Genomic DNA, 12,494 nt, shown 5'->3' with positions numbered 1-12,494 from the left:
AACCTGTGCGCGTGGCTCAACCGCGCAGGCTGGCCTTGAATGCCAGTTGCGCGGGCGCGCTGGTGAGGATCGAATAGCGCGTGGTACGAGAGACCTTGTCAGTCAGAAAGCGTTCGAAGACGGGCTCGAATACCGCTCTGTTCAAGTGCGGTTGAGTGGCTGCGAGGTACGCCTCGCTGTACGCGCGGTAGTCGTCCAGTGCGACAAAACGCTTGATCCAGAAGTGGTAGAAGTAACCCATCAGAAAGCCCAGGCTGAAGTCCGGGTCGATCACCGTGTGCGCGCAGCACTCGAAATCGATCAGGCGCAGCTCGCCGCTCGGGCTGATGAGGATGTTCTTCGGGTGCGGGTCCATGTGCACGAAGCCATCGGCAAGCATCTGGCTGAACAGCGCGAACACCTGTGGCAGCAACGTTGCCGCTGTATCGGGGTGGGCGCTGAGGCGCTCATCGACGTTGCTGTGGTCGTCGAGAAACTCGATCAGCAGGTACTCGTCGCGCAGGAATGGGAAGCGCGCCTGGTAACCAAAGGCGGCTACCCTGGGCACCAGTTGCGACTTGCTGCCGGCCACCGAGAGGTTGATGAACTCGTTGGTCAGGTCGTGCAGGCCGTAGCTCTTTTTCAGGCCCAGATAGTTTTGCAGGCGCTTTTTCCAGTGCTGCAGGCGGTTGTGCTTGAGCACCCATTTGCGTTCTCCGTGCAGCAGGTAAACGCCGCGGGTGGCTTCGGGGATATCGAGCGTCTGGTGTTGCTCGGGCGCTGCCAGAAACGCCGTGATCGCAGAGGCAAGTGGTTGGCTCTGGCCTGGATCGAGATGAAAGGTGTTGCCCTGAATACGCTGGCGCGTGAAGGCGCCAGTCAGGTGCTTGAGGTGACGCATGGAGTGCTCCGACAAACAAGTCTGAAAACGCTGCTCAGCAGCCGGCCACCTGGCCTCTAAGGAAGATCTCGCGACGATCCAGGCGCCCGATGTGCTCATGCTTGGCGTATTCATAAACCCGCCGGAAGGCGGCCTTATCAATCTCCGGGGCAAAGTTGCTCAGCGCAATGTCCACCCACGCGTCGTACTTGGCTTCGGTGATGTAACGGTAGATTTCCCGCAGGTAGAGAAAACCAAACTGGAAGCCGAGGGTTTCACTGGCGAATGCAGTGGGTACGAAGAAGCTGTTTTCCAGGTCGATGGCTACGGGTGCACCTTCCTGGCGGTCGCAGAGCATGACGTTGCCGGCCCACAGGTCCATGTGGGTGATGCCTTGCTTGTGCAGGCTGAACATCAGTTCGGTCGAGGCATCGAGCACGCGGTAGACGCTGCTGGGGTCTTGCTGCAGCACGCTGAGGCCATCGCTGTAGCCCTGCAGCAGGCGGGTGATGACGAACAGGTCCTGCACCAGCCCAAGCCGGGAGCGGGTGTAGCCAAAGCCCACCAGCTCGGGCACCGGGGCGCCGCGTTGATGGGCTTTGTAGGTATTGATGATTTCTTCGACGGCCCAGTCATAGGTGCCATCACTGCGCGCCGCGCCGCGCTGCACGCGCCACTTTTTCTTCAGGCTGTCGAGCTGCTCGCGCTTGGCGAACAGCTGGCTGCGCTCACAGTCCAGCGGTGCACTGATGCGCTTGGCGCCGGGCACGCGGGCGCGCTCGACCAGGCGTTCAAGGGCCGTACGGGTGTGCTCTGCCAATGGCGTCTGGAAGTGCAGCGTGGTCCGGCGATGCTTGAGAGTGTAGGGGTACTCTTTTGGCCAGGTACTTGGGTCCGGTGACACACTGCATCCTTGCTGAATAGATCGGTTTTACAAACATTCACACTATTTTCACATTTCTTTCAGATTTGTCCTATAGGCACTGTGCTCTTTTTTGGATCCAAGACGTTTGCTGTGTTGCCGAGCCAGCGCGACGGCGATAGCGACACTGCCCGCCAGCAATGCCATGCCGAACAGCATCAACGCCATGCGCATGCCCAGCCAGTCGCCGATCAAGCCGGTAACGATCACCGGCAAACTGAAGCCGACATAGGCCAACAAAAAGAACCCAGCAGTGGCGCGGGTCTTTTCTTCGCTGGCCAGTTCATTCACCGCGGCCAGCCCGCCCAGGTAGATAAAGCCGTAACAGGCGCTGCTGGCGGCGACGGCGCCGAGCAGCACCGCCAGCAGCGCGCCGCGTTCTGCGCCCCAGGCCAGCAGCGCATAGCTGCAGGGCAGGATGACTAGCCCGAGCAGCACCGCCGTGGCACTTGGCAGGCGCTTGGCCAAGGGCTGAAACAGCACACCGCAGCTGATCACGCAGAACGTGGAAAACCCTGACCAAGCGCTCAAATCATGCTGACGCAGTACTGCCGGCAGCAGCCCGGTGACCAGCCCGACGCAGGCCCAGGCGAGCAGAATGGCGCACCCATACACCAGGCTGCCGGGCGGGTAGCAAGGCAGGCGCAGCATGGCCGCGCGTGCTGCCTGGCATGGCTCCGGCAGGCGCCAGACCAGTATCAGTGCGAGCGCGGCCAGCAGCAGGTGCAGATAAAAGCTGGCCGGGCTCAGGCTGGGCCCGCGCAGCAGGCACAGGCTGGTCAGCGCAGCGCCCAGGCCGAAGCCCAGTGAGGTGCTGGCAGTGACCCAACTGGCGGCGTTGCTGCTGCGCTCGGCAGGCAGCAGTTCGCTCATGTACACCGTAGCGGTAGCCGAGGCGAGGCCGGTGCCGATACCCAGCAGCAGCCGCGCGACACCAATGCTGTACAGGCTGGGTAGGCTGAGTGAGAGTAGGGTGGCAATGATCGACAAGCTCAACGCGGCGATGATCATCGGCCGCCGGCCAATCCGGTCGGCAAGCCCGCCCAGAGCCAGCAGCACCGGCAGCACGCCCAGCACATAGGCGGAAAACGCCACGGCGGTAGCCGTCGCGCCCAGCCCGGAGAGGTCGGCATAGGTGGTGTAGAGCGGCGCCTGCAGGTTGACTGCAAGGGTGATGATGCACAGGGCGAAGGCGAGCAGGGCGGGGGCGTGGCGGTCGCGCATTGACGCAAGTCCTTGATTGAACGGGTACTGGCTGCAGGCTGCGCTTGCTCAGTGCGCGCAACAAGGCACAGCGGGCAGTCATTTGTGCTTAACTGTTCGTATAAAAAACGCGAACAGTTGATCTATGCACCTCACCCTCGATCGCCTCAGCGCCGTGTCGCTGGTTCAGCAACTCACCACCCAGCTGCAAGCGTGGGTCGAGCAGCAACGCCTGCGTCCGGGCGCGCGGCTGCCGTCGATCCGGGCCTTGGCGAAAACCCACGGGGTCAGCGCCGCCTGTGTGATCGAGGCCTACGATCGGCTGGTGGCCAGCGGTTGGCTGGAGGCGCGCCACGGCACCGGCTTTTTCGTCGCCGAGCGCAAGGCCGGGCTGCCTGAGCAGGACGCAGCGCTGTGGGGCGAGACGGTCGATGGTAAGTGGCGGCAGTTCGATGAAGGCCAGGAGGCACTGCTCAAGCTCGGCTGCGGCTGGTTGCCGTCGGCCTGGCGCGCCGCAGATGAACTGGCCCAGGCCATTCGCCAGGTTAGCCGTGGCAACCCGGCCGACCTGTTCGACTACGCGCCGCCGCTCGGCCTGGCCAGCCTGCGCGAGCAGTTGCACAAGCGTCTGGAACGGCTGGATGTCGCCGCAGGCACCGAGCGCATTGTCACCACCCACGGCGCCAGCCAGGCGCTCGACCTGCTGGTGCGCGCGTTGCTGCGTCCGGGCGATACGGTGCTGGTGGAAAACCCGGGGTACTACAACCTGTTCAACCTGCTGCGCAGCCACCAGGTAAACATGCTTGCCGTGCCGCGTACCGTCCATGGGCCGGATCTGGACGCGCTGCAGCGCCTGCTGGTCGAGCACCGGCCGCGCTGCCTATTCATCAACAGCCTGTATCACAACCCGACCGGCACCAGCCTCACGCCCAAGGTCGCCTACCGCCTGTTGGAACTGGCCCGCGAGCATGACCTGCGGATCATCGAAGACGACATCTATGCCGACTTTCAGGAAGGCCCGGCGACACGGCTGGCGACCCTCGACAGTGAGCAGCGAGTAATCTATCTGGCGAGCTTTTCCAAGACCTTGAGCAGTTCGCTGCGGGTCGGTTATGTGGTCGCCGATGCAGCGTTGATCGCGCGCCTGGCCGAGTTGAAGATGGTCAGCGGCATCGGCACTTCGCGGTTTGCCGAGCAGGTGCTGGCGCAGATGCTGGCCAACGGCAGTTATCGCAAGAGCACCCAGCGTCTGCGTGTGCGTCTGGGTCAGCACAGGGCCAGGCTGTTGGCTCAGCTCGAGGCATATGGCTGGCAGGTGTTCGCCGAGCCCAATGGCGGCATGTTCGTCTGGGTGCGGGCGCCCGGGCACGATTTTGCCAGCCTCGAGCGCCTGGCGCTGGCGCATTCGGTGCTGCTCACGCCGGGTGCTGCGTTCGATTATCAGGGGTACAGCAGCGACTGGCTGCGGATCAATGTCGCCTATGCTCAGGACGTGCGCGCCCAGGGGTTTCTGCGCGCGGCGGGTGAGGCCAAAGGCGACCTCGATCATGCTCTGGGCGACATCACATAGCTATTTGACACTATTGTGGCGTCAATCCCTTGTGAGGGGGCTGGCGGCGTTGTCACTCTTGGCCTTCGCAACCGGGGGATGAGCAATGACGGCGAGCAAGCACGGTGTTCTGGCCAACCTGGGCATGGCCCGCAAACTCGGCCTGGGCTTTGCCCTGGTGCTGCTGCTGACCTTGGCGGTGGCGGCGATTGGCGTGGCTTCGCTGTACAGCGTCAGCCAGCGCTTCGACAGCCTCCGGCAGATGACTCAGTTCAACAGCGACCTGCTGCGCCTGCGCCAGCATGAGCAGGGTTTTGCCTTGCGTTCCGACAGCGAGGAGGCCGACAAACTGCGCAGCGGCCTGCAAAATCTTCTTGAGCGAGCCCGCGGCGTGCCCCAGTTGAGCGCCACCGAAGCGGATCTGAGCGCCTATGGCCAGGCGTTCGACGCCTTTGTCGAGGCGGTGCAGGCCAAGGAGCTGGCGCTGGACACGGCCAGTTGGTCGGTCTCAAGCGTGGCCAACAACCTCGACGTGCTCCAGGCCGGCCTGGCTGATGACGGCGCCTACACCCTGAAACAATCCCAGGGCCAGCAAGGCAGCGAGTTCCTCGATCAGGCCACGCAGGTGGCAGCCGTCTCGCGCCTGATGCTGCAGGCGATGGACGAGGCCCGTGTGCGCCTGGAGCAAAGCCGCAAAGGCGAGGAGGTCAACAGTGGCCGCATCGCCCAGACCGTCGAGGCGGCCAGCCTGGTCGAGCAACTCAGAAGCGCAGTTGCCGACAGCGGCTATCAAGGTGTGCTCGCTGAGGTCGCCGGGCATATCGCCAGCTTTGCCGACAAGCTCAATGAATACACCGACCTGCTTGCGCAAGAGCAGGGCATCAAGGCGCAGTTGCAGGCGCGCGCCAACCAGGCCACCAGCGCGGTCGACCAGGCTTACGCCAGCCAGGAGCAGGCCATGCACAGCGAGCTCAAGCGCAACGGCGTGGCGATTGCCATTGCCACCGCGCTGGCGCTGCTGGTCGGCATGCTGGCGGCCTGGTTGATCACCCGGGCGATCGTCGGCCCGTTGCAGCGAGTCATCGGTCGCGCCCAGCGGATTGCTGCCGGTGACCTGGCCGGCGACGCCGAGGTGCCGCGCCGCGATGAGGTCGGCCAACTGCTGCTGGCGATGCAGCAGATGGCGGCGGGCTTGAGTGGCATTGTCAGCGGCCTGCAACAGGGTATCGAGCAATTGGCCGGCAGCGCCCAGTCGTTGTCGGCGGTCACCGAACAGACCAATCGTGAAGTTGGCAGCCAGCAGCAGGAGACCGAGCAGGTCGCCACCGCCATGCAGCAGATGAGCGCGACCGTGCACGATGTCGCGCGTAATGCCGAGCAGGCGGCGCAGGCGGCCGAAGTCGCCGACGGCAAGGTCGACTCGGGCCAGCAGGTGGTCCGTCAGAGCCTGCAGCGCATCGAGCAGCTGGCCGTGGCGGCAGAAGCGGCCAGCGCCGGCATCGACAGTTTGAGTGCCGAGATTCATACCATTGGCGATGTGCTTGAAGTGATCAAGAGCGTTGCTGGGCAAACCAACCTGCTGGCGCTGAATGCCGCCATCGAGGCGGCGCGGGCGGGCGAGCAGGGTCGCGGTTTTGCGGTAGTCGCGGATGAGGTGCGGGCGTTGGCCAAGCGTACGCAACAATCCACCGAGCATATTGAGCGCTTGGTCGCCAGTCTGCGCGGCAATGCCGAGCAGTCGGTGGCGCAGATTCGTGGCAGTACCGAGCTGGTGCGCCTGGCGGTTGCCGACACCTTGCAGACTGAAAGCGCCCTGGCCAGCATCGCGGTGGCGGTGTCACAGATCCAGCAGATGAACCAGCAGATTGCCGCTGCCGCCGAGCAGCAGAGCTCGGTCAGTGACGAGATCAGCCGCAGCGTCACGCAGATCCGCGGCAGCGCCGATCAGGCCGCGCTGGCGATGCAGGGCAATGCCCGTTCCAGTGTCGAGCTGGCCCAGTTGGGCGATGAGCTCAAGGGGATGGTTGGGCATTTCCGTTTGTAGGTTCTCCTGAATGGCTTGAGATCGTCGGGGCCGCTTTGCGACCCTTCGCGGGTAAACCCGCTCCCACAGAGTATTGCATTGCCCGAGAGCGGCAGGGCTCCGCGAACCTTGTGGGAGCGGGCTTGCCCGCGAAGGGCTGCGCAGCAGCCCCAGCATTGCTGACCGGCATTCAAGAAGACAGGCCGTATCAAGCCCTGCGCGGGTTGAGGATCAGCAGGGTAATCACCCCGGCAACAATCCCCCAGAACGCCGAGCCGATCGAGAACAGGCTCAACCCGGAGGCGGTGACCATGAAGGTGATCAACGCCGCCTCGCGCTCGCGTGGCTCGCTCATGGCCACGCTCAGCCCGTTCATGATCGAGCCAAACAACGCCAGTGCTGCAATCGACAGCACCAGCTCCTTGGGCAGGGCGGCAAACAGTGCGGCCAGGGTCGCGCCAAATACACCTGCAATGCCGTAGAAAATCCCGCACCAGACTGCCGCGGTATAGCGCTTGCTCGGGTCTTCATGGGCATGCGGGCCGGTGCAGATTGCCGCACTGATGGCCGCCAGATTGACCCCGTGCGAGCCGAACGGCGCCAGCAGCAGTGAGGCGAAACCGGTGACGGTGATTAGCGGCGAGGCCGGCACCTGGTATCCGTCGGCGCGCAGCACGGCCACGCCGGGCATGTTCTGCGAGGTCATCGCCACCACAAACAGCGGGATACCGATGCTGATGGTTGCTGCCAGCGAGAAGCTTGGAGTGGTCCACACCGGTGTAGCCACCTGCAGGTTGAAGTGGCTGAAGTCGAGCAGGCCCAACGCCCCCGACAACGCCGTGCCGACCACCAGCGCAGCGAGCACGCAGTAGCGCGGCGACAGGCGCTTGACCAGCAGATAGCTGAAGAACATGCCCAGCACCAGCAGGGTACGGTGTTGCGCGGCGACGAAGATCTCGCTGCCGATCTTGAACAGGATGCCTGCCAGCAACGCCGAAGCCAGCGATGCCGGGATGCGCCTGACCAGGCGCTCGAAGCTGCCGGTCAGGCCGCAGATCAACACCAGCACGGCGCAGGTGATGTAGGCGCCGATTGCTTCGCCGTAGCTGACGCCGCCGAGGCTGGTGATCAACAGCGCCGCGCCTGGGGTCGACCAGGCCACGGTGATCGGTGTGCGATAGCGCAGCGACAAACCGATGCTGCAGATCGCCATGCCGATCGACAGCGCCCAGATCCACGAAGAGATCTGCGCGGTGGTCAGCCCGGCCGCCTGGCCGGCCTGGAACATCAGCACCAGCGAGCTGGTGTAGCCCGTAAGCATGGCGATGAAGCCGGCGACCACCGCCGAGGGGGAGCTGTCTGCCAAGGGCCGCAGGCGCGCTGAGGTGGCATCGGTCATGGTGCTGTCCTTGTACATGTAAGTATTTTTTGCAGGCTAACGCGGCCAAGCTTGATCCTTGCCATACAGCGACCATTGCTTTTAGCCGTACAGTCGCCAACTATTGGCCCACGGTCGACAACTGCGCAGAGGGGAAGGGGCGATGTACAAGGTTTACGGCGATTACAAATCGGGCAACTGCTACAAGGTCAAGCTGATGCTGAACCTGCTCGGGCATGAATTTGAATGGCACCCGGTGGACATTCTCAAAGGCGAAACCGAGACCCCGGCGTTTCTCGCCAAGAACCCTAACGGCAAGGTGCCGGTGCTCGAGCTTGAAGACGGCACCTGCCTGTGGGAGTCGAACGCGATTCTCAACTTCCTCGCCGACGGCAGCGAGTTCCTGCCGACCGAGCCGCGCCTGCGAACGCAAGTGTTGCAGTGGCAGTTCTTCGAGCAGTACAGCCATGAGCCGTACATCGCCGTGGCGCGGTTCATTCAGTACTACCTGGGCCTGCCGGATGACCGCCTGGAAGAATACAAAGGCTTGCACAAGGGCGGCTACAAGGCGCTCAAGGTGATGAACAAGCAGCTGGAGATGACCCCATACCTGGTCGGCGAGCAGTATTCGATTGCCGATGTGGCGCTGTATGCCTACACCCACGTGGCGCATCAGGGCGGCTTTGACCTGGCTGGCTACCCTGCGGTGCGCGAGTGGCTGGCGCGGGTGGCCGAGCATCCGCGGCATGTGCCGATGGGGGAGTGAGGGCAGCGTAGATCGGGGCTGCGAACCAGCCCCGGCAGCCTCAGACTGTACCGAAGCGCTGATCCAGATAGGCAATGATCGCCTTGGACTCATACATCCAGGTCACTTCCCCGGCTTCTTCGATGCGCAGGCACGGTACTTTGACTCGGCCGCCGCCTTCGAGCAGCGCCTGGCGATGCTGCGGGTCGTTCTTGGCATCACGCAGCGCCACCGGCACGTTCAACCGATGCAGGTTACGCCGGGTCTTCACGCAGAATGGGCAGGCATGAAACTGGTACAAAGCCAGGCCCTTGGCCTGCTGCTCGACCGCAGCCTGGGCAGCGGCATTGCGCTTGCGCTTGGCTGGGCGGCTGATCAAGTCACCGAACACGATAAGCTGGCCGAGGCCGACCCGCAGGGCTTTGACGATCATGGGCAACTCCTGAACAAATAAAAAACCGACCCATCAGGGTCGGTTCGGGATCACCAGCCGATCACTTGATCAGGCTGAGAAACTCGCTGCGAGTCGCGGCATTGGCGCGGAACTCACCGAGCATCACCGAAGTGATCATGCTCGAATTCTGCTTTTCGACGCCGCGCATCATCATGCACATGTGCTTGGCCTCGATAACCACGGCCACGCCGGCAGCGCCAGTGACCTTCTCGATCGCCTCGGCAATCTGGCGGCTGAGGTTTTCCTGGATCTGCAGGCGGCGGGCGTACATGTCGACGATCCGCGCGACCTTGGACAGGCCGATCACTTTACCCTTGGGCAGGTAGGCTACATGCGCCTTGCCAATGAACGGCAGCATGTGGTGTTCACACATCGAATACAGCTCGATGTCCCGCACCAACACCATCTCGCTGTTGTCGGAGGTGAACAGCGCGCCGTTGGTGACCTCTTCCAGGGTCTGTTGATAACCGCGGCAAAGGTACTGCATGGCCTTTGCGGCCCGCTTTGGCGTGTCGAGCAGGCCTTCGCGGGAGACGTCCTCGCCAATCTGGCTGAGGATCTCGGTGTAGTTCTGTTCCAGGGACATGGATCTACCTGTGGGAGTAAACGCAAATACGCAAGGGTACGGCGGCAACGACGGCGCTGCAAGCGCGGCGTTATTCGTCGCGGCCGTCGAGCATGGTTCGTTTCAGAATCACGTATACCGCGCCAGTGCCGCCGTGGCGCGCCTGGCATGAGGTGAAGCCGAGTACCTGGGGGTGTTGGCGCAGCCAGGTATTGACGTGACTCTTGATCATCGGCCGCTTGCCGTCCAGGCGCGCCGCCTTGCCGTGGGTCACACGCACGCAGCGCACTTCCAGCTTGGTGGCTTCGGCGAGAAACGCCCAGAGGATCTCGCGGGCTTTCTCGACGCTCATGCCGTGCAAGTCGATGCTGCCTTCAAAGGCGATCTGGCCGAGCTTGAGCTTGCGCAGCTGGCTTTCCTGCACCCCATCGCGGCGCCATGACAGCTCGTCTTCGGCGGCTACGTCGATGACGAACTGGTCAGACATGCCGTCAACCACCAGCGGCTGATCACTGCGTACCGTGGCGGACTGGCGCAGGCCGGCCAGCTGCTTGCGGTCAGGCTTGGCTTTGCCGACCTCGGCGCGGTCATGCTTGATCGGCTTTACGCCGCGCACTTCGGCATGGAACAGGGAAAAGTCATCGTCTTGCATGCAGGCCTCCACGTGGGCCGGGGAGTTTACGCGAGTCTGCGGATCAGCGGGAGGCAGCAGGGGCGCAGCGGCCCCCAGCGTCAGTCGTGTTTCTTCATCAAGTGCGGGGCAATGTTCAGCTCACGGCCACGGCGCAACCTGATCCGGCTGCGCCGCCACAACCAAACCCCCAGCCACAGCAACAACACGCCGCCACCCAGCACGGTCGCTGCCAGCGGCCGATTGGCATTCAAATCCGCCAGCGCTGCATAGTTGCCCAGCAAACCGGCAAACCCGGCCATCATCAACAGGATGCCCAAGGTCGCGATCAGCACAGACAGGCCAGCGCCCAACCGCGCCGTCCAGTTGCGCGGCGGGCGCGAGCGCAGGCGCTTGGCGTCGAAACTGTCAGAAAGCTTCATTGCGGATTTCCTCTGCGCTATCGGCCATTCGACCCACCTGCAGTCACCCGGTTCCGCCCGCCCGGCAGGCGCCTAACCGTGCTCAGACCAGGCTGGCAGTCGGTGCAACACAGGCAAAGTTGTCGGCCATCACGGCCATTTCGCCCTGGTGAATCTGTGCCGCTGGAATGACCGTGTCCTTGAACGCCAGATCGCGCGTGGCGGAGGCATCTTCGACCAGCGTGCAACGATAACCATAGTCCTTGGCGCGGCGCACCGTGGTGCTGACGCTGGAATGGCTCATGAAGCCGCACACGATCAGGTCCAGATGGCCCTTGTTCTGCAGGGTTTCGTGCAGCGAGGTGTTCTTGAAGGCATTGGGCATGCGCTTTTCGATGACGATCTCGTCACCGCGTGGCTCCAGGCCTTCGATGAATTCGCCGCGCGGGCCTTGTGGATCGAACAGGCCGCCAACGGTGCCCAGGTGGCGCACATGGATGATCGGCCGGCCAGCCTTGCGCGCCGCGTCGAGCAACCTGGCGATGTTGGCCACGGCCTCGTCCATGCCCGACAGTTGCAGGGGACCACTGAGGTACTCCTTCTGCGCATCGATGATGATCAGGCTGGCGTTGCCCAGCTTGGCCGGCGGATAGTCGCGGCCGCTGAGGCGGAACATCGTGGTTGGAACAGACATCAAGGGCTCCTTGAGCAGGGCTTTTGTCGGGCTATTGTCCCCTGCTTGGCGGCCAATGGGAATGGTTGACATCGCAAGCGATGCAATTACTGGCATCTGTCCCACCGGCAGGGCGTTGGTGGAACATTTCAGCGGGTGGGCCTGTTAGACTTTCAGGCTGTCTGAAAAGGAGTCCCCCGTGATCACTTCACGCCTGCGCACTCTGCGCGACCATATTCGCTGGGCGGTCAGCCGCTTCCACGAGAACGAGCTGTTCTTCGGCCACGGTGCCGACAATGCCTGGGACGAAGCCCGCCTGCTGGTGCTGGGCTCGGTGCATCTACCGTGGGAAATCGCCGACAGCTACCTCGACTGCCGCCTGGAAGACGATGAGCGCGTGCGCCTGCTGCACCTGCTCAAGCGCCGCATCGAAGACCGTGTGCCGACCGCTTACCTGCTCGGCGAAGCGTGGTTCTGTGGTATGTCGTTCATTGTCGATGAGCGCGTGCTGGTGCCGCGTTCGCCGATTGGCGAGCTGCTGGAAAAGCGCTTCGAGCCATGGCTGGCGCAGGAGCCTGCGCGCATTCTCGACCTGTGCACCGGCTCTGGCTGCATTGGTATCGTCGCGGCTGACGTGTTCCCCGAGGCCGAGGTGGTGCTGGCCGACCTGTCCTTCGACGCTCTCGAAGTGGCCAACCAGAACATCGAACGGCATGGCCTCGATCAGCGCGTGTTCACCGTGCAGGGCGATGGTTTCGCCGGTCTGCCGGGGCAGCGCTTCGACCTGATCCTGTCCAACCCGCCGTATGTCGATGCCGAAGACTTCGCCGACATGCCGGCTGAATATCACCACGAACCGGAGTTGGGCCTGGCCTGCGGCAACGATGGCCTGGACCTGGTGCGGCGCATGCTCGCCGAAGCGGCCGAGCACCTGACCGACAAGGGCTTGCTGATTGTCGAAGTGGGCAACAGCCAGGTCCACGTCGAGGCGCTGTACCCCGAGGTTGATTTCACCTGGCTTGAGTTCGAGCGGGGCGGCCATGGCGTGTTCATGCTGACTGCCGAGCAGTGCCGTCAGCACCAGGAGCTGT

The 12,494-nt window shown here is 63.4% G+C and carries 13 protein-coding genes and 1 pseudogene; 5 read left to right on the top strand and 9 right to left on the bottom strand.

What is annotated here, in order from left to right; translation table 11 throughout:
• Positions 1–16: 16 nt before the first annotated feature.
• From IDM28_RS16885 to IDM28_RS16875, 3 genes are read right to left on the bottom strand one after another with little or no spacing between them, the layout of a single operon-like run.
• Positions 17–880: a phosphotransferase gene (locus tag IDM28_RS16885; RefSeq protein WP_188036517.1), complete on the bottom strand. Its 864-nt coding sequence runs from the start codon at positions 878–880 to the stop codon at positions 17–19.
• 34 nt (positions 881–914) lie between these two features.
• Complete coding sequence (locus IDM28_RS16880; protein WP_188036516.1) at positions 915–1,763, bottom strand: lipopolysaccharide kinase InaA family protein; 849 nt, start codon at positions 1,761–1,763, stop codon at positions 915–917.
• A gap of 48 nt (positions 1,764–1,811) precedes the next feature.
• Positions 1,812–3,005 (bottom strand): MFS transporter, encoded by a 1,194-nt coding sequence (locus IDM28_RS16875; RefSeq protein ID WP_188036515.1) that lies wholly within the window; start codon positions 3,003–3,005, stop codon positions 1,812–1,814.
• A 124-nt stretch (positions 3,006–3,129) separates the two neighbouring features.
• Here IDM28_RS16875 and IDM28_RS16870 point away from each other — a divergent pair, with 124 nt between their 5' ends.
• From IDM28_RS16870 to IDM28_RS24270, 3 genes and pseudogenes are all read left to right on the top strand, one after another.
• Complete coding sequence (locus IDM28_RS16870; protein WP_188036514.1) at positions 3,130–4,554, top strand: PLP-dependent aminotransferase family protein; 1,425 nt, start codon at positions 3,130–3,132, stop codon at positions 4,552–4,554.
• Between the two features lie 85 nt (positions 4,555–4,639).
• Positions 4,640–5,716: pseudogene (locus IDM28_RS24275) on the top strand (HAMP domain-containing protein); the annotation flags it as partial.
• The gene (locus tag IDM28_RS24270) at positions 5,705–6,577 is read left to right on the top strand and encodes a methyl-accepting chemotaxis protein (protein ID WP_371411618.1); all 873 of its coding nucleotides are present in this window, start codon (positions 5,705–5,707) and stop codon (positions 6,575–6,577) included. The pseudogene IDM28_RS24275 and the gene IDM28_RS24270, both read left to right, overlap by 12 nt.
• A 187-nt stretch (positions 6,578–6,764) precedes the next feature.
• On the opposite strand, the gene IDM28_RS16860 is transcribed toward IDM28_RS24270, so the two are convergent.
• On the bottom strand, positions 6,765–7,955 hold the full coding sequence (locus IDM28_RS16860; protein WP_188036512.1) for a benzoate/H(+) symporter BenE family transporter: 1,191 nt from the start codon (positions 7,953–7,955) through the stop codon (positions 6,765–6,767).
• A 142-nt stretch (positions 7,956–8,097) separates the two neighbouring features.
• Between IDM28_RS16860 and IDM28_RS16855 the strand changes: the two genes are divergently transcribed.
• A complete protein-coding gene (locus tag IDM28_RS16855) occupies positions 8,098–8,700 on the top strand; it encodes a glutathione S-transferase family protein (protein ID WP_101321604.1) in 603 nt (200 codons plus the stop codon).
• 40 nt (positions 8,701–8,740) lie between these two features.
• On the opposite strand, the gene IDM28_RS16850 is transcribed toward IDM28_RS16855, so the two are convergent.
• The 5 genes from IDM28_RS16850 to IDM28_RS16830 all read right to left on the bottom strand — a co-directional run bounded on the left by IDM28_RS16850 (position 8,741) and on the right by IDM28_RS16830 (position 11,424).
• A complete protein-coding gene (locus IDM28_RS16850) occupies positions 8,741–9,112 on the bottom strand; it encodes a glutaredoxin family protein (protein WP_188036511.1) in 372 nt (123 codons plus the stop codon).
• Positions 9,113–9,173: 61 nt separating this feature from the next.
• Entirely contained in the window at positions 9,174–9,719 is a 546-nt protein-coding gene (folE, locus tag IDM28_RS16845; RefSeq protein ID WP_101321602.1) for a GTP cyclohydrolase I FolE, read from the bottom strand.
• 70 nt (positions 9,720–9,789) lie between these two features.
• Positions 9,790–10,350, bottom strand: a complete 561-nt coding sequence (locus IDM28_RS16840; RefSeq protein WP_101321601.1) for a Smr/MutS family protein — start codon at positions 10,348–10,350, stop codon at positions 9,790–9,792.
• A gap of 80 nt (positions 10,351–10,430) precedes the next feature.
• On the bottom strand, positions 10,431–10,751 hold the full coding sequence (locus IDM28_RS16835) for a hypothetical protein (protein WP_101321600.1): 321 nt from the start codon (positions 10,749–10,751) through the stop codon (positions 10,431–10,433).
• A gap of 82 nt (positions 10,752–10,833) precedes the next feature.
• Complete coding sequence (locus IDM28_RS16830; RefSeq protein ID WP_101321599.1) at positions 10,834–11,424, bottom strand: cysteine hydrolase family protein; 591 nt, start codon at positions 11,422–11,424, stop codon at positions 10,834–10,836.
• A gap of 178 nt (positions 11,425–11,602) precedes the next feature.
• Between IDM28_RS16830 and prmB the strand changes: the two genes are divergently transcribed.
• Positions 11,603–12,494: 50S ribosomal protein L3 N(5)-glutamine methyltransferase (prmB, locus tag IDM28_RS16825; protein ID WP_188036510.1), on the top strand; the 892-nt coding region annotated here is incomplete at its 3' end.

The organism is Pseudomonas sp. EZ-C24, from assembly GCF_014525325.1.
Lineage (GTDB): Bacteria > Pseudomonadota > Gammaproteobacteria > Pseudomonadales > Pseudomonadaceae > Aquipseudomonas > Aquipseudomonas shirazensis.
This window is presented reverse-complemented; position numbering and strand designations above follow the sequence as displayed.